Annotated in this window: 21 protein-coding genes and 1 pseudogene; 3 read left to right on the top strand and 19 right to left on the bottom strand. The window is 33.5% G+C overall.

What is annotated here, in order from left to right; all coding sequences use genetic code 11:
* Position 1: 1 nt before the first annotated feature.
* From ACNQGN_RS05900 to ACNQGN_RS05855, 10 genes and pseudogenes are all read right to left on the bottom strand, one after another.
* Positions 2 to 1,000: a glycosyltransferase family 2 protein gene (locus tag ACNQGN_RS05900; RefSeq protein ID WP_417986918.1), complete on the bottom strand. Its 999-nt coding sequence runs from the start codon at positions 998 to 1,000 to the stop codon at positions 2 to 4.
* 120 nt (positions 1,001 to 1,120) lie between these two features.
* Positions 1,121 to 1,321: pseudogene (locus ACNQGN_RS05895) on the bottom strand (SDR family oxidoreductase); the annotation flags it as partial.
* A 136-nt stretch (positions 1,322 to 1,457) separates the two neighbouring features.
* Entirely contained in the window at positions 1,458 to 2,648 is a 1,191-nt protein-coding gene (fabV, locus tag ACNQGN_RS05890) for an enoyl-ACP reductase FabV (RefSeq protein ID WP_417986917.1), read from the bottom strand.
* Between the two features lie 91 nt (positions 2,649 to 2,739).
* On the bottom strand, positions 2,740 to 4,392 hold the full coding sequence (recN, locus tag ACNQGN_RS05885) for a DNA repair protein RecN (RefSeq protein ID WP_417986916.1): 1,653 nt from the start codon (positions 4,390 to 4,392) through the stop codon (positions 2,740 to 2,742).
* A gap of 54 nt (positions 4,393 to 4,446) precedes the next feature.
* A complete protein-coding gene (porD, locus tag ACNQGN_RS05880) occupies positions 4,447 to 5,331 on the bottom strand; it encodes a type IX secretion system protein PorD (RefSeq protein WP_417986915.1) in 885 nt (294 codons plus the stop codon).
* Between the two features lie 69 nt (positions 5,332 to 5,400).
* A complete protein-coding gene (coaBC, locus tag ACNQGN_RS05875; protein ID WP_417986914.1) occupies positions 5,401 to 6,618 on the bottom strand; it encodes a bifunctional phosphopantothenoylcysteine decarboxylase/phosphopantothenate--cysteine ligase CoaBC in 1,218 nt (405 codons plus the stop codon).
* 8 nt (positions 6,619 to 6,626) lie between these two features.
* A complete protein-coding gene (locus ACNQGN_RS05870) occupies positions 6,627 to 6,944 on the bottom strand; it encodes a DNA-directed RNA polymerase subunit omega (protein WP_035671643.1) in 318 nt (105 codons plus the stop codon).
* A gap of 8 nt (positions 6,945 to 6,952) precedes the next feature.
* Positions 6,953 to 7,747, bottom strand: a complete 795-nt coding sequence (locus ACNQGN_RS05865) for an outer membrane protein assembly factor BamD (protein ID WP_417986913.1) — start codon at positions 7,745 to 7,747, stop codon at positions 6,953 to 6,955.
* A gap of 131 nt (positions 7,748 to 7,878) precedes the next feature.
* Positions 7,879 to 8,766, bottom strand: coding sequence for a 4-hydroxy-tetrahydrodipicolinate synthase (gene dapA / locus ACNQGN_RS05860; protein WP_417986912.1), 888 nt, complete (start codon positions 8,764 to 8,766; stop codon positions 7,879 to 7,881).
* Between the two features lie 6 nt (positions 8,767 to 8,772).
* Entirely contained in the window at positions 8,773 to 9,291 is a 519-nt protein-coding gene (locus ACNQGN_RS05855; RefSeq protein ID WP_417986911.1) for a DUF6913 domain-containing protein, read from the bottom strand.
* A gap of 47 nt (positions 9,292 to 9,338) precedes the next feature.
* On the opposite strand from ACNQGN_RS05855, the gene ACNQGN_RS05850 reads away from it, so the two are divergent.
* Both ACNQGN_RS05850 and ACNQGN_RS05845 read left to right on the top strand, forming a co-directional pair.
* Positions 9,339 to 10,118 (top strand): 5'-nucleotidase C-terminal domain-containing protein, encoded by a 780-nt coding sequence (locus tag ACNQGN_RS05850; RefSeq protein ID WP_417986910.1) that lies wholly within the window; start codon positions 9,339 to 9,341, stop codon positions 10,116 to 10,118.
* A gap of 84 nt (positions 10,119 to 10,202) precedes the next feature.
* On the top strand, positions 10,203 to 11,114 hold the full coding sequence (locus tag ACNQGN_RS05845; RefSeq protein ID WP_417986909.1) for a bifunctional metallophosphatase/5'-nucleotidase: 912 nt from the start codon (positions 10,203 to 10,205) through the stop codon (positions 11,112 to 11,114).
* On the opposite strand, the gene ACNQGN_RS05840 is transcribed toward ACNQGN_RS05845, so the two are convergent.
* From ACNQGN_RS05840 to rpsF, 7 genes are all read right to left on the bottom strand, one after another.
* Positions 11,104 to 11,571, bottom strand: coding sequence for a hypothetical protein (locus tag ACNQGN_RS05840; RefSeq protein ID WP_417986908.1), 468 nt, complete (start codon positions 11,569 to 11,571; stop codon positions 11,104 to 11,106). The genes ACNQGN_RS05845 and ACNQGN_RS05840 overlap by 11 nt on opposite strands.
* A 258-nt stretch (positions 11,572 to 11,829) precedes the next feature.
* Positions 11,830 to 13,833 (bottom strand): NAD-dependent DNA ligase LigA, encoded by a 2,004-nt coding sequence (gene ligA / locus ACNQGN_RS05835; RefSeq protein WP_417986907.1) that lies wholly within the window; start codon positions 13,831 to 13,833, stop codon positions 11,830 to 11,832.
* A gap of 76 nt (positions 13,834 to 13,909) precedes the next feature.
* Positions 13,910 to 14,383 carry a DUF6495 family protein gene (locus tag ACNQGN_RS05830; protein ID WP_417986906.1) on the bottom strand — a complete coding sequence of 158 codons (474 nt, stop codon included), beginning with the start codon at positions 14,381 to 14,383 and terminating at the stop codon, positions 13,910 to 13,912.
* Between the two features lie 106 nt (positions 14,384 to 14,489).
* Complete coding sequence (locus tag ACNQGN_RS05825; RefSeq protein ID WP_417986905.1) at positions 14,490 to 17,669, bottom strand: TonB-dependent receptor; 3,180 nt, start codon at positions 17,667 to 17,669, stop codon at positions 14,490 to 14,492.
* A gap of 96 nt (positions 17,670 to 17,765) precedes the next feature.
* Positions 17,766 to 18,206, bottom strand: a complete 441-nt coding sequence (gene rplI / locus ACNQGN_RS05820; protein WP_417986904.1) for a 50S ribosomal protein L9 — start codon at positions 18,204 to 18,206, stop codon at positions 17,766 to 17,768.
* 15 nt (positions 18,207 to 18,221) lie between these two features.
* Positions 18,222 to 18,518: a 30S ribosomal protein S18 gene (rpsR, locus tag ACNQGN_RS05815; protein WP_007138295.1), complete on the bottom strand. Its 297-nt coding sequence runs from the start codon at positions 18,516 to 18,518 to the stop codon at positions 18,222 to 18,224.
* Positions 18,519 to 18,523: 5 nt separating this feature from the next.
* The gene (rpsF, locus tag ACNQGN_RS05810) at positions 18,524 to 18,865 is read right to left on the bottom strand and encodes a 30S ribosomal protein S6 (RefSeq protein ID WP_417966467.1); all 342 of its coding nucleotides are present in this window, start codon (positions 18,863 to 18,865) and stop codon (positions 18,524 to 18,526) included.
* Positions 18,866 to 19,032: 167 nt separating this feature from the next.
* Between rpsF and ACNQGN_RS05805 the strand changes: the two genes are divergently transcribed.
* A complete protein-coding gene (locus tag ACNQGN_RS05805) occupies positions 19,033 to 19,728 on the top strand; it encodes a LytR/AlgR family response regulator transcription factor (RefSeq protein WP_417986903.1) in 696 nt (231 codons plus the stop codon).
* Between the two features lie 10 nt (positions 19,729 to 19,738).
* Here ACNQGN_RS05805 and priA read toward each other — a convergent pair whose 3' ends face one another.
* Both priA and ACNQGN_RS05795 read right to left on the bottom strand, forming a co-directional pair.
* Entirely contained in the window at positions 19,739 to 22,189 is a 2,451-nt protein-coding gene (priA, locus tag ACNQGN_RS05800) for a replication restart helicase PriA (RefSeq protein ID WP_417986902.1), read from the bottom strand.
* Between the two features lie 60 nt (positions 22,190 to 22,249).
* Positions 22,250 to 22,684: a DUF2147 domain-containing protein gene (locus tag ACNQGN_RS05795; protein ID WP_417986901.1), complete on the bottom strand. Its 435-nt coding sequence runs from the start codon at positions 22,682 to 22,684 to the stop codon at positions 22,250 to 22,252.
* Between the last annotated feature and the right edge of the window lie 123 nt (positions 22,685 to 22,807).

Here is a 22,807-nt window from a genome sequence, read left to right as displayed (position 1 = left end):
ATTAATTTTTGAAAAATAACTCGGGAAAAGCCTCTTGTGGCTTTTGTTTCAGAATGATGATTTTTATAAATGATTCTAAAAATCCTGTCCCATAACCATAAAATTGTTTCCAAACGGCTATTAGTGATAGATATCCAATTTTAACACTCTTGTTCTGATACGTTGACAACAAAAACAGTACCACAAAATAAACAAAATACAACTGAAGCAGCTGATCGAAATTGAAAATCAATAATAGTAAGGAAGTAAAAAATCCTATTATAAAAACAGAAGGAAAGAAAAAAGTAAGCTTGCTGTACTGTGGATACCAACTATTAAGAATAGGTCTTGCTTTACCGAACTTATTCACCTGAACAGAAAACTTATCCCAATCGATTCTTCTTTTGTGATACACATAAGCCTTTGGAAAAAGTTTGGTTTGAAAACCCAGATTCCATAAACGGATCGATAAATCAGGATCTTCTCCCGGGTGTATATTTCCGAAACCTTTTGATGCCTCAAAAGCTTTTCGAGACAATCCCATATTAAAGCTTCGGGGCTGAAACTTGTCAATTTTTTCTGAACCTCCTCTGATTCCACCTGTGGTAAGAAACGAAGTCATCGCAAAATTGATTGCTTTTTGAATATCTGAAAAACTATCTAAAGCTTTGTCCGGACCTCCAAAACAGTCCACATAATTTTGCTTTAACGCCTTGTCTACTTCACTTAAATATGGTTCAGGAATAATACAATCAGAGTCGAAAATTATAAAATAGTCTCCTCTGGCCTTTTTCATTCCATAATTCCTAGAGTCACCTGGACCAGAATTATCCTTGTAATAATAGGAAATATCAAGGCTGCTGCCATATTTTTGGGCAACATCTTTGCATGGTAAAGTTGATCCGTCTTCAATAATAACAATTTCAAAAATTTCGTTGTACGTTGTACGTAAAAGACTTTCCAAAAGTTCGTCAACTTCGTCCGGGCGATTGTACACTGGTATGATTAGGGAAAATAACATAAGTTAAGAATGTGGTATTAAAGATACTTTTTAGACTCAAAAAATTTTAACAAATATAATCTTTATCCCTAAAAAAAGCAGCAACTATTACGTGTGGTTTTATAAATGTTTTTTTGTTTTTTATTCAAACATTTCCATCACTTGCTGACTTACTCCCATATTTGAGAATCCACCATCGTGCAATAGATTTTGTAAAGTCACTTTTCTTGTCAAATCAGAAAAGAGTGTTATCGTATAATTAGCGCAATCTAAAGCAGAAGCATTTCCCAAGGGTGACATTTTTTCCGCAAAGTTTATAAAACCACCAAACCCCTTTACACCCGTAAGTTGTAAACTATACAATAAATTTAAGCCTGTTTTATAAATAAAATAATGCATCTTAATTTCGAAATGAATAAAACCATTGTGAAATTAAGATGCATTACGGAAACTAAATAACTAATTTAGTAAATTAGGATTAAGCGATACTTTCAATATTTACCACTTCGTTTGCTTCAGCTTTATAATCGACTCCTGCAACGTCAAAGCCAAACAGATTGTAAAAATCTTTTCTGTACCCTTCTAAATCACCTATTTCAGATAAGTTTTCAGTTACAGCCTCAATCCATAATTTTGCTACTTTTTCCTGAACATCAGCGCGCATTTCTAAATCGTCGATACGAATTCTGCCCTTTTCATCTACAGGAACTTCAGCTCCAGTGTATAATCTTTCTTGGTACAAACGCTGAATTTGCTCAATACAACCTTCATGAATTCCTTCTTCTTTCATTATTTTGTATAACAAAGAAATATACAAAGGAATAACAGGAATAGCAGAACTTGCTTGAGTTACCAATGCTTTATTTACAGAAACAAATGCTTTTCCGCCAATAGCAGCTAAACTGTCAGTGATTGCAAATGCAGTCGCTTCAAGATGATCTTTAGCACGACCTATTGTTCCTTTTCTATAAACTGCTTCAGTTAATGATGGCCCTATGTAAGAATAAGCAACAGTTGTTGCACCCGGAGCCAATAAATTTTCTGCTTTTAAAGCATCCATCCACATTGACCAATCTTCACCACCCATTACAGCAATCGTATTTTCAATATCATCACCACTACATGGCTCAATAGAAATTTCAGAGACTTTTCCAGAATGAAAATCAACCGTTTTGTTTGTAAAAGTACTTCCAATTGGTTTCAAAACAGAACGATGCAATACTCCTGTTGTAGGATGCATACGAACTGGCGAAGCCAAACTATAGATTACTAAATCTATCTGACCTAAATCAGCTTTGATAATATCTAATGTTTGCTTTTTTACTTCATTCGAAAATGCATCTCCATTAATACTTTTCGCATATAAACCTGCTTTATGAGCTTCATTTTCAAAAGCAGCAGAATTATACCATCCTGGTGAAGCTGTTTTTCCTTCAGAAGGTGCTTTTTCAAAAAACACACCAATGGTCGCTGCATCAGAACCAAAAGCACTTGTAATTCTGGAAGCCAAACCAAAACCGGTTGAAGCTCCAATTACTAAGACTTTTTTAGCCCCATTAATAGGCCCTTTTGATTTTATATATTCTATCTGATTTTTAACATTTTGTTCGCATCCTTTTGGGTGAGATGTCGTACAAATAAATCCTCTCATTCTAGGTTCTATAATCATATTTGGTTATTCTTTAATTTAATTTTTCGTATAATGGTTCGTAAGCTATTACAAAATGCTTCCTAAAAGGGAACAAATATAAAGCAAAATATTAGTTCAGCAAGGCTTTTGCGTGATTTAAGGCTGATTCAGAAACGATTGTTCCGGATAGCATTTGTGCAATTTCCACTACTCTGTCTTGCTCGTTTAACAACTTTAATTCGGATTGTGTATCGTCACCAACAGTTGATTTAAACACTTTGAAATGGGCATTCCCTTTTGCAGCGATTTGCGGTAAATGGGTAATAGCAAAAATTTGCATCTGCTGACTCATTTCTTTCATGATTTCTCCCATCCGAATTGCAATCTCTCCGGAAACTCCTGTGTCAATCTCATCAAAAATTAATGTTGGTAATTTTGAATACTGCGCCAATATTGCCTTAACGGCCAACATAATTCGGGACATTTCTCCCCCGGAGGCGACTTTTTTTAACAATCCAAAATCAGTTCCTTTATTGGCAGAAAATAAAAACTGAAGTTCATCCTTTCCGTTTTGAAAATAGGTTTCTGCAGTACTAATATCGATTTTAAAGCGGACATTAGGCATCCCCAAAGTTTCTAAAATCGCAATCAATTTTTGAGACAAAACCGGAATCGATTCCAATCGATTATCATGAATTATAATCGACATTGCATCTAATGTCGTTGTTTTTTGTTCAATAGAATGGGTCAATGCTATAATTTCTTCTTCGATACTCCCTAATTCTAAAACTGCATTTTCCAGTTTAGTCTGGATTTCCAGTAATTCATCTACCGTAGTAACCTGATGTTTCTTTTGCAAATTAAAAATACCCTGTAGCTTTTGGCTAACTAAATCCAATTGCTCCGGATCATTTACCAGTTTTTCTGAACAGCGATTCATCTCATCTGAAATATCATCAAATTCAATCGTCAAGCTTGAAATTCTTTCTAATAAAGAATGATAATCCGCTGAAAATGGTGCTATTTTTTGCAATGAAATTTTAATTTCCTTCAAATTATTAAGTACTCCCATCTGCTCTTCATTGGCTATAGCCAAAGCTTTATCGATAGCTTCTTTAATAATCTCAACATTGTTCAACTTCTCAAAATCAGCTTCAAGAACTTCTTGTTCTCCTGATTTTAACTGAGCTGCAACTAATTCGTCCAACAAAAAAGTATTGTATTCCTGTTCTTTCGTAGCTTCACTTTGTCTTTTCAGTACCGAATTCAATTTGGTTTTATCTGATTTGTAACTTTTCAAAAGTGATTGGTAATCCAGAATCGTTTCTTTATTATTGGCAATAGCATCTATAATATCGAACTGTACGTTTTCATCCGAAAGTTCCTGAGTTTGCTGTTGCGAATGAATGTCGATTAAGAACAAACTCAATTCCTGAAGTTCCTGAAGATTTACAGGACTATCATTGATAAATGCTCTTGATTTCCCTGAAGGCAGGATTTCACGTCTAATAATAGTTTCATTTTCATAATCCAGATCATTGGCATCAAAAAATGGCAACAAATTATACTTTGAGATTTCAAAATGAGCTTCAATGATGCATTTCTCTTCCTTATTTTTTAAAGAAGTCAAGTCAGCTCTTTTTCCTAAAACCAGCCCTAAAGCTCCTAAAATTATTGATTTCCCAGCACCGGTTTCCCCTGTGATTGTCGAAAAACCTTTTGAAAAATCGATAGCCAATTTTTCTATTAGAGCATAGTTTTTTATCGAAAGTGACGTTATCATTTATATATTTGTTTTGTGATGTAGGGCTAGGTTAAATTACTAATTGAAAATCAATTAATATTTTATTTGTACCCATTTACTTGAATTCAAAGGAGAAATTTTATTCAGATTATCGACTAAATCTGATATAGTTATACTTGGTCCACCAGAAAATATAGAAACTATTTCATCTGATTTGGCATCAAAAAAAACACGCGTTAAAAAGGCATTCGGTCTTGAAGAATTTAATTTTGCAAGATCAATTAACGACCCTTTTATTTTTTCTTTTGAAGCTTTTAAATCCTGACTCATAAGATCCATTCCGGTATGGTAGTCATACATGGTTTGTCTGACCTGTTTAAATGTTGGCGACAAAATATCGTTTATCAAAAAATAACGATTTTGATTCCCATCCGTTTGTCCCCATCCCTTAGAACCTCCTTGCTGTGCTACATTGGAGATATTTTGGGCTATTTCAAAATTTGGATTTCCAGATTCCAAAACAAAAGTATCCAAATCCATTCCTAAAATTACATAACTGTAAAAAGCAAGTACAGAAACTAAATTAGAATCAAAAGTAGTTGGATTAAAAATTAAATTTTCAAATTCCGTATATCTAAAACTAAAGTCTTTGTCATTGTAATTTAATACCGGTGAGGCATAAGAGGAATTAAAAACAGGCCTTGATGATTGTACCTGAATAGTGGCTGTAAATTGGTCCGCACTATTTGATGAAACGGTAATATACATCGAACAGTTAATCTTTTCATTTTGCTTAAAATTCTGCCCCGTCCAATCTGTTTTATTTACAAATTCACTTACGGATGTTTCTAATGTTTTAAAAACTTGCTGATTTGCATTACTTAATTTTTGTGCATTTACTGTCACGGTACAATTTAACTGTTGTGCCTGTGAAAGCCCAAAAGTCAGTAATACAAGAAAAGTAATTATTTTATTCATCTGTAGCTTTCTATTGTTTCGTATCCTATGTAAATCGCACACCATCATTGCCGTTTGAATTGCAATCTGTTAGCCCATTTGATAAAAATGTGCAATTACTTTGTTTAGTATATCATCCGCAACTGCTTCTTTCGATTTCAATTCCATGGCTTCGATAGTAAAAAACTTATCTATGAAAGTAACTTTATTTGTTGCCTTTCCAAAACCTGCTCCTTTATCTTGCAATGAATTTAGAACTATCAAATCTAAGTTTTTTTTCTGAATTTTCAACTTAGCATTTTCAATTTCATTTTCTGTTTCTAATGCAAAACCAATTAAAAATTGATTTCCCTTACTTTGACCTAAAGAAGCTAAGATATCTTTTGTTTTCTCCAGTTCAATAGTGAACTCTTCTGCATTCTTCTTTATCTTTTGCGAAGCTACTTTCTTAGGTTTATAATCTGCTACTGCAGCAGCTGCAATTGCAACATCTACATCAGCATAATACAGATGACAGGCATCGTACATTTCCTCTGCAGAAACTACAGGAATCACTTTTATCAATGGATTAGTTGCCTTACAATGCGTAGGACCAGTAACTATTATTACTGAAGCTCCCAGATTTGCAGCACTTAAGGCAATATCAAAACCCATTTTTCCAGAAGAATGATTTCCTATAAAACGCACAGGATCGATTGCTTCGTATGTGGGACCGGCAGTAATTAATATTTTTTTTCCTTTTAAGGGTAATCTGCTTTCTAAATCAGCTTCTATAAACGCAACAATATGTTCCGGTTCAGCCATTCTGCCTTCTCCTGAAAGTCCACTGGCTAATTCTCCACTTTCAGCAGGAATTATCGTATCACCAAATTGAGTCAGAGCGAAAAAATTAGCAATGGTAGACGGGTGCTTGTACATATCTAAATCCATTGCAGGAGCATAATAGACAGGGCATTTCGCTGATAAGTATGCCGCAATCAAAAGATTATCACAAGTACCATTTGCCATTTTTGACAAGGTATTTGCTGTTGCAGGAGCAATCACCATTAAATCAGCCCAAAGTGCCAATTCAACATGATTATTCCATTTTTCGTTTTCGTCGTCTTGATTGTAAAAGCTGGAAAATACAGGATTTTTAGATAACGTAGATAACGTTAATGGAGTTATAAAATCCTTAGAAGCAGGTGTCATTATCACTTGGACATGTGCACCTGCTTTTATGAAAAGTCGTACTAATGAAGCTGTTTTATAGGCTGCAATTCCACCAGAAATACCTAGTAAAATTTTCTTACCGTTTAAAACTGACATTACTACTATTACTTATTTGAATCTCTGTGGTAAATTTTACCATCTAACCATTCTTGTACTGCTAAAGCATGAGGCTTAGGCAATTTTTCGTAAAATTTTGAAACCTCAATTTGTTCTTTGTTTTCAAAAACTTCTTCAAGACTGTCATTATATGTAGCAAATTCTTCCAATTTCTCAGTCAATTCTTTTTTGATTTCAGAATTGATTTGGTTTGCTCTTTTAGCCATAATGGTTATCGCTTCATACACGTTCCCAGTAGGTTCTTCAATAACATTCTTGTTGTATGTTATTGTATTTACCGGAGCATTCGTCTTTTTTAAATCCATGACTTTATTTATTTAGTAAATTTTTGTAAATCTTTTTCAATTCTGGCTAACATTTCATCAGCTTTCTTTTTGTATTGTGTATTAGCATCAAATTTAATTAAATTTGAGTGTGACACTAATGCAACATTTAATCGCTCTTCCATTTTTGCAGGAACACTATTGATTGCTAGTTGATAAGCAGAATCAAATTTGTAAAACAAAGCACTTTCTTTGAATGTTGTTCCCGGGTAATCAGCTATAAAGTTATCAAAAGCTACTATTGCCGATTTATAATCTGAAATAGTATTATATCCTTTTGCATTTTCATATACCTTTTTCTCTATTTTTTCACTTAGCACTTTTACAGTTGCATTTGCCTCCGTTAAATATTCAGAGTTAGGATAATTGTCAATAAATGTTTGTAATTTATCTATCGCTTTCACTGTATCTGCCTGATCAAGACTGTACACCGGTGATAACATAGAATAACTTTTTGCCCCCAGATAAGCTGCTTCCTGTATTTTTTCGCTTTTTGGATAACCCGAAACAAAACTTTCAAATTGATATCCCGCTAAATAATACTGTTTGGTTTTGTAATACGATTGTGCAAACATGTAAAACAATTTTTCCGCCTGAGGTTTACCTCTGTATGCCGGAGCAATTTGTTCAAAAAGACGAATCGCTTTTGAATAGTTACCGCTATCATACAATTTAGTAGCTATGTCAAATTTTACAGCAACATCTTCGGTTTTCAATGCTTTTTGATATTCGTTACAAGAATAAAAAAGGGTAACAAGAAGCAATAGAGATATTATTTTTTTCATTTTTTTACTTTTTTTACAATTCCTGTATTGTGTTTAGTCAACAGAAAATCATACCGAAGTTTCGGTGGCAAATTTAGTTATTAATTTAGCTACTACAAAATATATTTTTGCATAAAAAAAGACACTGCTTTTTATGCTTGTTTATTCATTTTTTCAACAAATTTTCCAATTCTTCCAGCCAATGATTCATCTACTTTTACCAATGGCAAACGAACTGTATTTTCAGCGATTCCCAATGATAGAAACACTTGTTTGATCCCCGCAGGATTTCCTTGCTCAAAAATCATATCGATACAATCTGATAAAAGGTATTGTGATTTGAACGCTTCCTCCACTTTTTTATTTAAACCCAATCGGATCATTTCAGAAAATTCTTTTGGAAAACCTTGTCCAATTACTGATATAACACCAGAGCCACCTGCCAAAACCATCGGCAAAGCAATCATATCATCACCAGAAATTACAAGAAAATCCTTTGGTTTGTTCTTCAATATCTGCATCGCCTGAACAATATCTCCAGCCGCCTCCTTGATGGCAACCACATTTTCAAAATCAGCAGCTAAACGCAAAACAGTTGATGGCAGCATATTGCTTGCCGTCCTTCCAGGAACATTATATAAAATTACAGGAATCGGCGAAGCTTCAGCAACAGCTTTAAAGTGTTGGTAAATTCCTTCCTGAGTTGGTTTATTATAATAGGGAGAAACGGAAAGTATTGCAGCAAACTGAGACAAATCTCTTGTTTTAAGCTCTTCTACAACTTTCATTGTATTATTCCCTCCAACACCTAATACCAATGGCAATCTTCCATTATTAGTGTCTATTACCGTCTTGATAACTACTTCTTTTTCGTCTTGAGACAATGTTGCATTTTCAGCAGTCGTACCAAGTACTACAAGATACTCAATTCCATTATCGATCGAGAAATTCACAATTCTGATTAATGCTTCGATATCAATTGAAAAATCCTCGTTAAATGGCGTCACAAGGGCAACACCTGTTCCTATTAATGATTGCATATTGGATTATAATTTGTTTAAAATTTTTAAATATCTAAATAATTCGTGCGTGAAAACTTCATAATTTTCACAATTGGTATTAATAATCAAGTGATTTAATCTTTTGTCTATTGCTGAAAATCCAGCTTTAAATTGTGCTTTTGAATTGTGGGTAACAACCATTAAAATTGCTTTTTCAACATCATAATAACTAATCAGCAAATCAAACTTTTCGTTAACAAAATCAGTAACCTGCGGATCTGAAATCTCTCCTTTCCAATTGAGATGCTTTGCTTCAAAAGCAGGATAACTATGTGTATCACTTTTTTTAAATTTGTCTTTATAAACAATAACTTTAATATTACTTTCCGAAATTCCGTTTGCTATTAACGCCTTAATCAAAGCCTCTCTTTTCGAAAAAGAACTAGCATCTACCAGTAAGCCAACAGTTTGTATCGAAGTTGAAAGCGAACTGCTTTTAACATTATGCAAGCTGTTTTTTAATATTTTTTTTACAGAAAAATCCTTTATGTAATTTAAAAACATATTACTTTTACTTGATTACAAAATTAATTAATTAAGTCGCATTTAAAATGGTAAATCTAAAAAAGTATAACGATGTTTTAAAACTTTTTGTTATATTCTTAACATTTATTTTTATTACTTCCTGTAGTACACAAAATTATTACATTACGAAGATAGAGGGTAAAAGAATACCAATTACAGAAAAGGAAAACCAACTTCCTGAAATTGAAAACTTTATTAAACCATATCGCGAACACATTAATAAAGATTTAGATAGCGTTCTGGCCTATTGTCCGGTCACTTTAGATAAAAGTTCCGGCAAGTGGCAGACTACTATTGGTAATCTGTTAGCGGATATTACTTTGAGACAAGGAAATTTAGTTTTTAATGTCAGAGAAAAAAAGAATATCGATATCTGCTTACTGAATCATGGTGGTATTCGTTCTATTCTTCCAAAAGGAAATGTTACGAGCAGAAACGCTTTTGAAATTATGCCGTTTGAAAATAGCATGGTTGTAATTGCTTTAAAGGGAGAACAAATTTTTGAATTAGTTGCTTATTTTATCGCTGAAAAAAAACCACATCCTTTATCAGGAATAACCTTCACAATTGACAAAAACAATGCAGCCAGGAAGATCTTAGTTCAAGGAAAACCAATTGAAAAAGAAAAAGTTTATTACGTGGGCACTAATGATTATTTATCCAATGGTGGTGACAATATGAATTTCTTTAAAAAAGGCATTCAGAAGTACGTTTTAGATTACAAATTACGAAATATTTTAATTGATTACTTTAAAGAGGTGGATACAATTGCTGTTGTAAATGATATCCGAATTACTGTTGAATAAAAAAGATATTCAGCCCATACTCGTTAAAAAATAAAACAGTGCCCAGAATGTGTAGCCTAGCCCGCATGCTCAAAAAAAATAAAAATGAAAAGAAGAGATTTTATAGAGAAAACCGCTGCGAGTACAGCGCTATTGAGTTTAGGATTGCCTTTAACCAGCTTTACAACAGCGCAGACAAAACACTTGACGATTCTGCATACCAATGATGTGCACAGCTATATTGATCCTTTTCCTGCTGACCATCCCAGAAATGCTAATATGGGCGGTGTTGTAAGAAGAGCGGCACTTATACAATCAATCAGAAAAGAAAATCCGAATGTACTGTTGCTTGATGCCGGTGATATTTTTCAGGGCACACCCTATTTTAACTATTATGGCGGAGAATTAGAATTTAAATTGATGAGCATGATGCAATATGATGCTTCAACGATAGGCAATCATGATTTCGATAATGGTGTAGCAGGCTTGCATGCACAAATGCCCCACGCCAAGTTTGAATTCTTATCAGCAAACTATGATTTTAAAAATACGGTGTTGGATGGTTTTGTAAAACCGTACAAAATATTTAATAAAAACGGAATCAAAGTTGGTGTTTTTGGTCTTGGAATTGAGCTTGACGGACTAGTAGACAAAGCAATGTACATAGAGACTGTTTATAATAACCCTATCGAGAAGACGCAGGATATGGTTCGGATTTTGAAAAAAGAACAAAACTGTGATTTAGTGATTTGTTTGTCTCATTTGGGGTATAAATACAAAGATGATCCTACTAAAATTTGCGATTTAAAACTGGCTGAACTGACCCAGGATATTGACTTGATAATAGGCGGTCATACACATACCTTTCTGGATAAACCAACCGTTTCAAAAAATCTTATTGGCAAAGAAGTTTTGGTAAACCAAGTAGGTTGTTACGGAATTAATTTGGGAAGAATTGATTTTTATTTGGATAATAATAAACAGAATTCATCCATAGGGACATCAATTATTGTTTAATTTTTTGGGTATTTGAAATCAAATTTGAATTTTCAACATCGATGACAAATCGATAAAAAGCATAATACACTGTTATGTTTAATAGCATTGCCAGCGGTCTAAAAACAGTTGGTGCTAAATTAGAAAGATAGTATTTTTCAATAAAAACTATAAAATATTGCATCACTGAAAACAATCCAAAGATTAACAACCATGGATTTTTTTTGCTGTCATTCATCACATAATCAGATAGAGAGATACCGCCAAGAATGGAAATTAATATGTTTTGAAGTATTAGAATACCATAACTTTTTGATGTTAGTCCCTCCGTAATGGATAATAAATAAAAGAAAACAAACAGAAAAGGAACTATTGCAATCAGCAAAGGAATGTAATCCTTAAGTTTTGCCAATTTAACTATATAATAAATCATCAGTAATCGATGTATCAAAAGCACTATCAGTCCTAAAAAAAGCATCTTTTCCGTATTTGGAATAAAAAAGACACTCGTGATTAATGAAAAAAATATTGTTACAAAAAACAACTTATTCCTTTGGTTTGAAATGTTCCAATACAAAATCATTATCAATACCGTGAGAAGTGGCTTTAACAGAAAAAGTAACGGTTTATATCTAAATAACTCAGCGGTAACTTCTAGCAACGCAAGTGCAAAATAAAAACCTGTAATTAGATTTTCAAGAGTCTTTTTATTTTTTAAAATTACCATTTATCCTCTTTAATTATCATTCAACAATTCCATAAAATCATCTTCAGAAATTATCGGAATCTTTAGCGTATTGGCTTTTTCAAGTTTTGCCGGTCCCATATTGTCTCCTGCAACAACATAATCCGTTTTGGCAGAAATGGAACTTCCAACTTTCCCTCCATTATCTTCAATCGATTTTTTTAAATCGTCTCTGGAAAATTTCTCAAAAACACCTGAAACTACAAAAGTTTTTCCAGAAAGTTTATTTGTAGCATTTGGATTTATTTTTTCAACCACCTCAAATTGCACACCATACTTTTTCAATCTTTCGATTATAGTGCTATTTTCCTGATTTTTGAAAAAATCAATCACGCTTTGCGCAATTCGTTCTCCTATTTCATCCACCAAAATCAAATCCATCAATGTGGCCTGACGCAATGCATCAATATTTTTATAATGTTTCGCCAATTTCTTAGCTACCGTTTCACCGACAAATCGAATTCCAATAGCAAACAAAACACGCTCAAAAGGAATGTTTTTTGAAGCCTCTACACCTTTTACCAAATTTTCAGCAGATTTCTTAGCCATTCTTTCCAAAGGAAGAATCTGTTCCACGGTCAATTCATATAAATCTGCATAATTATGAACTAATCCGTTATTGAAAAGTAAGGCTACAGTTTCTCCACCAAGACCTTCAATATCCATAGCTTTTCGAGAAATATAATGCTGAATTCTCCCTATAATCTGTGGAGGGCAACCATAAAAATTAGGGCAATAGTGATTTGCTTCGCCTTCACTTCGCACTAACTCAGTATTGCATTCCGGACAATGTGTGATGTATTCTGTAGGCTGCGTATTTTCCGGACGTTTGTTCAAATCAACAGCAATAATCTTAGGGATTATCTCGCCCCCTTTTTCCACAAAAACAGTGTCTCCTACGCGAATATCCAATTTCTCAATCTGGTCAGCATTGTGTAAAGAAGCACGCTTGACAATGGTACCTGCCAACTGCACTGGCTCTAAATTTGCCACCGGGGTAATTGCACCCGTTCTTCCTACCTGATAGGAAATAGAGTTTAATTTCGTGGAAACTTGTTCTGATTTAAACTTATACGCAATTGCCCAACGTGGAGACTTCGCTGTAAAACCTAACTCATCCTGATAGTGAAAAGAATTTACTTTTACCACCACACCATCTGTTTCATAAGGAAGCTTATGCCTGTGCGCATCCCAATACTCTATGTATTGAAAAACCTCTTCCAAATTATGAGCTAATTTTGCTTCTTTTGGCGCTTTGAAGCCCCATTGTCTAGCTGTTTCTAATCCCTCAAATTGAGATTTGAAAGGCAGATTGTTTCCAATTAGAAAATACAACAAGCAATCTAGTGGTCTTTTTGCAACTTCGGCACTGTCTTGTAATTTCAAACTTCCTGAAGCTGTATTTCTAGGATTTGAGTAGGGTAATTCACCTATTTCTATTAAATCCTGATTCATTTTTTCGAAACCGGCAAAAGGTAAAATAATCTCACCACGCACTTCAAATTTATCGGGGAAATGTCCCTTTAACTGTAACGGAATTGATTTTATGGTTTTGATATTATTAGTCACATCATCCCCTTGAAAACCATCACCACGAGTTACTGCCCGTTTTAATTTTCCGTTTTCGTAGGTAATACTGATTGATGCACCATCATATTTTAATTCACAGGTATATTCTAATGGCACATTACCTAAAACTTTTTGAATGCGTTTTTCCCATTCTATTAATTCTTCTTTGGAATAGGAATTATCAAGAGAATACATTCTATGTTGGTGCGCTACAGTTTGGAAGTTTTTTGTAATCGTACCTCCTACGCGTTGCGTCGGAGAATTTTCATCAAAATATTCAGGATATTTATCTTCTAAATCTTGAAGTTGTTTTAATTTCAAATCAAATTCATAATCAGAAATTACTGGTTTATCCAACACATAGTAATTGTAATTGTGTTGATTTAATTCCTCTCTTAAAGTTTGAATTGTATTTTGAATATCCATAGAAAATAAAAATTGGCTATTTTAGTTTTTGAAAAAGTGTACTAAAATAACCAATTTAAAAGAAACTGCAATACAATTACGACTCTATAATTGAATTTATTTGCTTGTATAAAAGCCCATCACTTAAAAAAGAACCTTGTTGTATTAATGCAAAAATTGAAGTGTTACGAGGATCGGTAAACTCTTTTTTTCCAATTTTCATTTCAATCGTTTCGGTAAACATGTTATCGCTAAGCCATTGCAATCCTTCCTTGGTCAGGAAATCAGTTTCTGGAACCAATGATTTCAAAACAATCGATTGAACATAAGTATCAAAACAATGAAAAAGGAAAATGTGATTTTTAGAAAAATGTTCTAAATACACCGCTTTTTCCAGCACTCCTTCCCAAATCAAATCAGAAAAAACATCCAGTTCCTGCTCTGCTACTTCAGGTTTTTCAGTTTTAATCTTATCCCATTCCGCTTTATCTATTGCTTGTGTAGCTAAAAAATTAGTAAATTCAGGTGTTAACTCTTCAAATTGTTCTTTTGTTAATCTTGAGTATTTCATTATTATTTTGATTTTAACTTTGACATTTTATTCTCATTTGGATTCGATAGTTACTAAAAAAGCCCTCTCGAATGAGAGGGCAAATTTAATCTATTTTTTATCTTTTTTAGAAAATATATCTAATACCAAACTGTGCTTGCCATCTTGACAATAAACTTGCATCATAGTTGAACGTTTTAGTTTGAGTTCCATTAAAAGTATACGTCGGTATTTTTGTAGTTTGATTTACAGAAACTCCAATTGGCTGTACACTTGTAGGTACCTGAACTAATCCCCAATCAGAATTAATTAAGTTTCCTAAGTTTAACACATCAATGCTAAACTGAATTGTATTGGTCTTCTCAGAAGCAGAAGAAACTTTAAAGTTGTAATCTTGCATTACTTTAATATCCCACTTTCCTCTCCATGGAGATAAAGCTCCGTAACGCTCTGCATACTGACCTCTTCTTTCATTAAGATAATCATCCTGACCTATAAATGCATCAAATGCTGCGCCTTGTCCTGCACCAGAAAAAACCATAGCATTGATTTCTGCGGTAGTTGGTATATAAATTAAATCATTTGTTCCTGAACCATCATTATTGATGTCTCCCCCATAGATATAATTAAAACGGCCTCCTTGAGCATATTCAAAGAAAGTAGATACAGTGGTAGCCCATTTGTCATTACCATATTTCCATTTTTTGGAACCTACACCAATAAAACGGTGTGTATCCCCATATTTAGAATTGGATAAAACGGCATTATTCACATTACCTAAAGCAGGGTTAAAAGCGAAAGCATCACCGGTTATTTCTGCCTCAATTGAATTTACATCTTTAGATTTTAAATAGTTGTACGCTAAACTGGCAAACAATCCATTGTCAAAATTCTTTTGCACTTTAACCGAAGAATTAAACGCGCTTCCTTTATCAGAATTTGTCATTACATAAGCATTGTTGCTTTGCTTATCGGTAGCATTCTCATAGATTACTCTATTATCAACACCTGCCAAAGTCCCTGATGGTGTTCTTAAGCCCCAGTTTTGAACATGAACTCCATTAATATCTTTGTTGTAAGACATGTCAATCGTCACAATATAGTTGCTTTCCAATTTATGATCAACACCTAAACTTGTTCTCCAAACTTGTGGCCATTTATAGTCCGGATCCATAATTTGGAAAAAAGAATCATCAGCACCACTTACTTGATTTCCTAACCAAACAAAAGGAATTCTTCCTGTAAAAATCCCAGTCCCTCCACGAAGTTGTGTTGTTTTGTTTCCATTTACATCCCAGTTAAATCCAAGTCTTGGAGACCATAGTAATTTATCACTAGGCAATTTTGTTGATATCAAAGGAACTTGATTTCCTGTTTCCGGATCATAATACTGTGTAGCGTTATTTCTTGTCGCCCCGTTTTCTGTATCAATATACTTCTGAATCAATTCCGATGTATTAAAATATAACGGCTTATCAGCTCTCAAACCAAATGACAATTTAAAATTATCATTTACACTCCAGTCATCCTGAGCATAAAATGCAACTTGACCAACATTTAATTCAGATAATTTCCATCCATTATCCTCCCCTACACCAAAAGAATTTTTGGCAGCAAACTGATTTTGCGCATATAATAGATTCTGTGCTATTATACTTGTTGCAAAAGGCTTAGCAGCATCAGCTAAAAAAGCGTTAACATCTGAATAAGGGGTAAAGAAAGTTCCTGCGTAACCATTCGGATTTCCAAAATTATCATAACCCGCTAAATTAAATGAATTCTCAAACTGGAATTTTTCAAATGAAACACCAAAGGTAAATGAATGATTACCTACAGTATAATTTAAATTATCGGTAATTTGAAAAACCTTTTGATCTAAAGTATTGTTTATAGAAAATGGCTCGTGACCGGCAATAATATAATTTGACCCCGCACCATCCTGAATATTGATTACTGGAGCTGGCGAAGAAAATGGATTTCTAAAATCATCAAAATGAGTATAACCAGCCTGTAACTTATTAGATACTTTTTCATTAATCTTAGAATTCAACTCCACCAGGAAAGAACTCAATTTATTATTGATTTGATATCCAGAATTTTGAAATTGCAGCGTAGAAGCGTTAGGACCTCTAAATCCCAAAGCTGACGGGTGCGCCGGCTTATCTTTGGAAGCATCCAAAAAATTATATATAATCGCTAATTTATTATTGTCATCAATATTCCAATCTAATTTTATAATCCCTTTTCTAGAATTTGAATTATGAGAGAATCCTTGATAAGCGCCAGTGTTATAGCCTAATAAAGATAAAGCATTCGAAACATTCACCAAATCCGTTTCCAAAACCCTGGACTCGTTTACACCTGCTACACCATCGCCATTATTAGCAATAAAATTTGATCCTAAATCGCTTCTTTCATCAATTTCAAAATTGGTGAAGAAGAATAATTTATTTTTAATAATTGGTCCACCAATACTAAAACCAGCTTGTGTTTGCTCTAATGACGGTACAAATATTTTTTCTCCTTTTATTTTATTACCCGTCATATCCTGATTTCTGTAGAAAGCATAGGCGGTTCCATGAAACTCATTTGTACCTGATTTTGTAACTGCATTTACAGAAGCTCCTGTAAAACCAGACAATGTAACATCATATGGAGCTGTCGCTACCTGAATCTGGTCAATTGCATCCAATGATATTGGTTGTGAACCAGTTTGCCCACCTGGAGTTGCGGCATCTAATCCGAAAGGATTATTGAAAATCGCACCATTTAGCGAATAATTATTATACTGATCGTTTCTACCACCAAAAGAACCTCCACTAGCGGTTGGCTCTAAACGTGTAAAATCATCTGCTGATCTCGAAATAGAAGGTAATGCTGATAATTCTCTTCTACCTATTGTTGTCTCTGCACCAGTTCTTCCACTTTGAAAAACTTTATTTTTCGCCCCAACAACTTTTACTTCTTCTAACTTTTGACTTTCATCTTTCAAAACAACATCTAAACTAAACACTTTACCTAAATCAAGGTAAACATCATTAAATTCTTCTGTTTGAAATCCAATAAAAGTTACCACAATTTTATAGGGACCTCCAATTCTCATATTCAACATACTGAATCTTCCATCGGCATTTGACAATCCAGAATATTTAGATCCTGTAGGAGTATGAATAGCAAGAACTGTTGCTCCCGGGAGCAATTCTGCGCTGGTGCTTTTCACAATTCCTTTAATGCTGGACGTTGTAGTCTGGCCTAAAGCTACATGAAGGCCACATACGAAAAACAATAAAGTAATAATTTTTTTCATTTATCTGAAGATTAGTTATTTTCGACAAAATTAGCCAAAAAAAAATCACTCCTAAGAGTGATTTTAATATTTTATTAACAAAATGTTAACCGAATGTTATTTTTCAGCAACGATTTCGTAAGGCAATTCGATTATTACATCTCTGTGTAATCTAACGCTAGCAGCATATTTTCCTGTACGTTTAACGATTCCACTAGTGATAAATTTTCTGTCAATTACTTGACCACCTTTTGCTAATGCGTCAGCGATATCAATATTCGTGATTGAACCGAATAATTTTTCACCACCTGCTTTTGCGAAAATTTTAATTTCAATAGCTTTTAAAGTTTCAGCCAATGCTTTAGCATCGTTTACTACTTTTTCTTCTTTATGAGCTCTTTGTTTTAGGTTTTCAGCTAACACTTTCTTTGCAGAAGAAGTTGCCAAATGTGCATGTCCTTGTGGGATTAAAAAGTTACGACCGTAACCATTTTTCACAGATACAACATCATCTTTAAAGCCTAAATTTTGTACGTCTTTTTTAAGTATAAGTTCCATAATTTCGCTTCTTTATTATTTTAGTAAATCAGCCACATATGGCATTAATGCTAAGTGACGTGCTCTTTTTACAGCAACAGACACTTTTCTTTGGTATTTCAATGAAGTTCCTGTTAAACGACGAGGAAGAATTTTTCCTTGTTCGTTTACAAATTTCAATAAGAAATCAGCATCTTTATAATCAATATATTTGATACCTGATTTTTTGAAACGACAGTACTTTTTAGTTTTGTTTGTTTCTATGTTCAAAGGCGTAAGATATCTGATATCCCCGTCTTTTTTTCCTGAAGCCGATTGTTGTAATGTTGCCATGATAATTAAGCTTTTGTAGATTTTAATTTAGTTCTTCTTCTTTCAGCCCAAGAAATAGCGTGTTTATCTAAACTTACAGTTAAGAAACGCATTACTCTTTCGTCACGTCTAAATTCAGTTTCAAAAGCAATAAGAACTTCTCCTGCTACTTTAAATTCGAACAAATGGTAAAAACCACTTTTTTTGTTTTGAATTTCGTAAGCCATTTTTTTAAGGCCCCAGTCTTCTTTCGATACCATCTCTGCTCCTCTAGTAGTAAGAAAATCTTCAAATTTGCTTACTGTTTCCTTTACCTGAACTTCAGATAAAACGGGATTTAAAATGAAAACAGTTTCATAATGATTCATAAATATTTTATTTATTTGTTAATTTGGCTGCAAAAGTAGTCAATTATTTTAAATAAACAATGATAATTTTACTTTATTCGTTGTATGGTAAAAAAAATCGATAAAGATTAGTTTTTTTAATAAAATGTTGTTAAATTTACTATTCCAAATCTTAAAATTCAAAAATTATGAAACTTAATTGTGTAGTAGTTGATGACAGTTCCATTCAGAGGATGATCATCGCAAAGTTAGTGAATAATCATCCAAATTTGCATTTAATTGGAGATTTTTCTAATGCAATTGAAGCTAGAAGTTGTATGTCTGTACATAACGTAGATTTAATATTTCTAGATATTGAGATGCCCGTGATAAGTGGTTTTGATTTTTTAGATGGTTTAAAAATAAAACCACAAATAATCTTCATTACTTCTAAAGCGGAGTATGCTATGAAAGCATTTGATTATGATGCTACCGACTATCTGCAAAAACCTATTGCTATAGATCGTTTTAATGCATCAGTAAGAAGAGCACTTGATTTATATTCACTTAAAAAAGAAAATAAAGAAGAAGAAGGCGAACACATTTTCATTAAGAGTAATCTGAAAAAATTAAAAGTTTTCACTGCTAAGATAAAATGGATTGAAGCTTTTGGGGATTACGTAAGAGTCGTAACTGAAGAAGATAGTAACTTGGTACTTTCCACTATGAAATCTTTCGAAAATGATTTATCTAAAGAAAAATTCATAAGAGTTCACAAGTCATACATCATAAATATCGACAAAGTAGAGCGTTTCAACAGCAAGTTTGCCGAAATTGGAATTACAAAAATACCATTGAGTAGAAATAAAAAAGAAGACCTAGTAAAAGCCCTATCATTTGCATAAAAAATTACTTTTAATAAAAATCGACGTTTAGCGCAACTTTTATAGCTCTGTATTGAGCAACCGCCTCAAAACTATTCAACATTTTTTGAATAGTTTTTTTTGTGCTTACTATTGACACGTTTTGTGGAATTTTGATTATAATCGTTCGTATGTATTCATTCCTGATCCTATTTATACCTGGCTCCTCAGGACCCAATACCGGCATCTCTAGATTTTGACTCATTACTTGATACAACCACATTGACCCTTCCTTTAGTTTATCAAAATCGCGTTGTTTTAGCGTCAGTTTTATGATTCTGAAATAGGGCGGATATTTATAAATCTGCCTGTCGTACAACTGCTCCTTATACATTGCCTGATAATCATTGTTTGTTACCTGCTGTATCGTATTGTGATTGGGATTATAGGTTTGAATAATTACTTTTCCCTGCTTCTCAGAACGTCCGGCGCGACCTGCTACCTGAGTCATCATTTGAAAACTTCTCTCAAATGCTCTAAAATCAGGATGATACAACATATTATCCGCATTCATAATTCCTACTAAACTTACATTGTCAAAATCCAATCCTTTGGCAAGCATTTGCGTTCCAACTAAAATATCAATTTCTCTATTCTTGAAACTATCGATAATTTTCTCAAAACCGAATTTACCACGTGTAGTATCCTGATCCATTCTTCCCATTTTTGAATTTGGAAAAATAGAAATCAACTCCTGTTCAATCTGTTCTGTCCCAAAGCCTTTTGTAGTCAAATCAACACTGAAACAGGTATGACAATGCGTAGGTTTTGCCATAGTGTACCCACAGTAATGACACCGCAACTGGTTTTTATGTTTGTGATACGTCAAACTCACATCACATTGCTGGCATTGTGGTACATGACCACAAGTAATACATTCCACTATAGGAGAATACCCCCTTCTGTTTTGAAACAAAATCACTTGCTCCCCTAATGATAATGCCGTATTAATTTCAGTAATTAAAACATCACTGAAATGTCCCGTCATTTTTTTGCGAAAATATTTATCTTTCAAATCCACCAATTCAATATTTGGCATCATTACGTTTCCAAATCGTTTCGAGATTTCAACTAAACCATATTTTTCTGATTGTGCATTAAAATAAGTCTCTATACTGGGTGTTGCCGAACCTAACAAAACTTTTGCTTTATGCGAATTGGCCAAAACAATTGCTGCATCACGCGCATGATACCGCGGTGCCGGATCTACTTGTTTGAAAGTCTGTTCGTGTTCCTCATCTACAATTATGAATCCCAGATTTTGAAAGGGCAAGAACAAAGCCGACCTCGCTCCTATCAGCACCTGCGCTTTCTCAGAATTTGCCAAAACCTGATTCCAAACCTCTATCCGTTCATTATTGCTATATTTCGAATGAAAAACAGCTACTTTATTTCCAAAATAAGTTCGCAATCTTCCTACTAATTGAGTTGTCAAAGCAATTTCGGGCAATAAATACAATACTTGCCTTCCCGTTTCCAGATACTCTTCAATGAGTTTAATATAAATTTCGGTTTTTCCACTTGAAGTCACCCCATGCAGCAAGCAGACTTCTTTTTGCGTAAAACTGACTTTAATTTCCTCAAAAGCAGATTGTTGCGCCTGACTTAATTGAAGTTGGTCTTCTCTTATTTTTCCATTGAAATTGACGCGATCTTCCTGAAGAAAATAATCTTCGAATACTCCTTTTTCGATTAATGCCTTTATAATTGCAGCAGAAGAATTAGCAGCTTCGACCAGTTTTTTGACGGTTATGGGTTTCTTTTCGGTAGCGATCAATTGAAAATAACTCAGGACTACCTCCTTTTGTTTGTTCGCACTTTTCAAAGTTTCCAATAACCCACCTAAACCTTCATTCGAATCATATTTGGAATGCAGAGACACATAACGAACTAATTTCGGCTTGTAATTTTCTGAAATTTCTTCTTGAAGTACCAGTATCTTTTTATCAATCAATTTTTGAATAACGGGAAAGATATTTTTCTTATTTAAAATTGAGATAATGTCCTGAACTTTAAGTGAACTTTGCTGTTGCAAGGCTTGGTAAACCAAATATTCATCATCTGAAAGCTGACTTTCATCCACAAACAAATCTTCTTTTTGAGAAATTACAGTTTCACTTTCCAGCAAAAGCGCGCTTGGCATAGCACCACGATATACATCACCAATAGCACACATATAATACGAAGCAATCCATTGCCAATGTGCGATTTGGATTTCAGTAACAATCGGATTTTCATCCAGAATTTGGTGAATTTCCTTGGCCTCGTACAAAGTGGGTTTATTTTGATGTATCTCAATAACCAGTGCAGTATAAATTTTACTTTTACCAAAAGGTACCGCTACGCGCATTCCTTTTCTGATATAATGATATTCAGCTTCAGAAACACTGTAAGTAAATGTTTTAGCAAGAGAAAGGGGTAAAATTACTTCGACGAAATGCATTTATATATTTTTAGCTTTATTAGTATTGGACAGGTCTCAGGTTCATTTTATTCAAAAACATTAATTTTCCACTCTGTACCAATATTGTGTTCGTCCAAACAATGAAATTCCAATAAAACCACGCACTTTAAGTTTATCTTTTGATTCTAAGGCAATATAACATTTATAAAGTTTTCCGTTTTTAGGATCCAAAATTTTACCTCTTTTATATTCGTTTCCGTCTTTTCTTAATCCTTTTATTACTATCATTCCAAGAATAGGTTTGTTTTTATCCTCGCCTGTACAATTGCTGCAAACTTTATTTTTGTGCTCTTCTTCCAAAATCTCAATCACTTTCCCATAAATTTTTCCAGATTCCTCATAGATTTCAACAATAGATTTAGCGTTACCCGTTTCATCATCAATGGTTTTCCATTTACCAACAACAGCTCCGTTTTGACCATAAAAAATGGATACAAAAAACAGTACTATAGTAACAAATTTACTTTTTTTCATGACGCTCGTTTTTTTGCTCTCGCAAGTTACAGATCTCCTATAAAATCATTGTAAAATTAAACATTAAAAAGGAAAAGATCGTAATGAATAGCAGGAAATAGCTTCATAACTTCACCGGATTAA

The organism is Flavobacterium rhamnosi, assembly GCF_048286515.1.
Taxonomy (GTDB): Bacteria; Bacteroidota; Bacteroidia; order Flavobacteriales; family Flavobacteriaceae; genus Flavobacterium.
This window is presented reverse-complemented; position numbering and strand designations above follow the sequence as displayed.

Excerpts from the sequence above, each read along its gene's own strand:
- ACNQGN_RS05900 (WP_417986918.1), bottom strand. The coding sequence starts at position 1,000 with ATGTTATTTTCCCTAATCATACCAGTGTACAATCGCCCGGACGAAGTT.
- fabV (WP_417986917.1), bottom strand. The coding sequence starts at position 2,648 with ATGATTATAGAACCTAGAATGAGAGGATTTATTTGTACGACATCTCAC.
- recN (WP_417986916.1), bottom strand. The coding sequence starts at position 4,392 with ATGATAACGTCACTTTCGATAAAAAACTATGCTCTAATAGAAAAATTG.
- porD (WP_417986915.1), bottom strand. The coding sequence starts at position 5,331 with ATGAATAAAATAATTACTTTTCTTGTATTACTGACTTTTGGGCTTTCA.
- coaBC (WP_417986914.1), bottom strand. The coding sequence starts at position 6,618 with ATGTCAGTTTTAAACGGTAAGAAAATTTTACTAGGTATTTCTGGTGGA.
- ACNQGN_RS05870 (WP_035671643.1), bottom strand. The coding sequence starts at position 6,944 with ATGGATTTAAAAAAGACGAATGCTCCGGTAAATACAATAACATACAAC.
- ACNQGN_RS05865 (WP_417986913.1), bottom strand. The coding sequence starts at position 7,747 with ATGAAAAAAATAATATCTCTATTGCTTCTTGTTACCCTTTTTTATTCT.
- dapA (WP_417986912.1), bottom strand. The coding sequence starts at position 8,766 with ATGCAATCATTAATAGGAACAGGTGTTGCCCTTGTGACGCCATTTAAC.
- ACNQGN_RS05855 (WP_417986911.1), bottom strand. The coding sequence starts at position 9,291 with ATGTTTTTAAATTACATAAAGGATTTTTCTGTAAAAAAAATATTAAAA.
- ACNQGN_RS05850 (WP_417986910.1), top strand. The coding sequence starts at position 9,339 with ATGGTAAATCTAAAAAAGTATAACGATGTTTTAAAACTTTTTGTTATA.
- ACNQGN_RS05845 (WP_417986909.1), top strand. The coding sequence starts at position 10,203 with ATGAAAAGAAGAGATTTTATAGAGAAAACCGCTGCGAGTACAGCGCTA.
- ACNQGN_RS05840 (WP_417986908.1), bottom strand. The coding sequence starts at position 11,571 with ATGCTTTTTTTAGGACTGATAGTGCTTTTGATACATCGATTACTGATG.
- ligA (WP_417986907.1), bottom strand. The coding sequence starts at position 13,833 with ATGGATATTCAAAATACAATTCAAACTTTAAGAGAGGAATTAAATCAA.
- ACNQGN_RS05830 (WP_417986906.1), bottom strand. The coding sequence starts at position 14,383 with ATGAAATACTCAAGATTAACAAAAGAACAATTTGAAGAGTTAACACCT.
- ACNQGN_RS05825 (WP_417986905.1), bottom strand. The coding sequence starts at position 17,669 with ATGAAAAAAATTATTACTTTATTGTTTTTCGTATGTGGCCTTCATGTA.
- rplI (WP_417986904.1), bottom strand. The coding sequence starts at position 18,206 with ATGGAACTTATACTTAAAAAAGACGTACAAAATTTAGGCTTTAAAGAT.
- rpsR (WP_007138295.1), bottom strand. The coding sequence starts at position 18,518 with ATGGCAACATTACAACAATCGGCTTCAGGAAAAAAAGACGGGGATATC.
- rpsF (WP_417966467.1), bottom strand. The coding sequence starts at position 18,865 with ATGAATCATTATGAAACTGTTTTCATTTTAAATCCCGTTTTATCTGAA.
- ACNQGN_RS05805 (WP_417986903.1), top strand. The coding sequence starts at position 19,033 with ATGAAACTTAATTGTGTAGTAGTTGATGACAGTTCCATTCAGAGGATG.
- priA (WP_417986902.1), bottom strand. The coding sequence starts at position 22,189 with ATGCATTTCGTCGAAGTAATTTTACCCCTTTCTCTTGCTAAAACATTT.
- ACNQGN_RS05795 (WP_417986901.1), bottom strand. The coding sequence starts at position 22,684 with ATGAAAAAAAGTAAATTTGTTACTATAGTACTGTTTTTTGTATCCATT.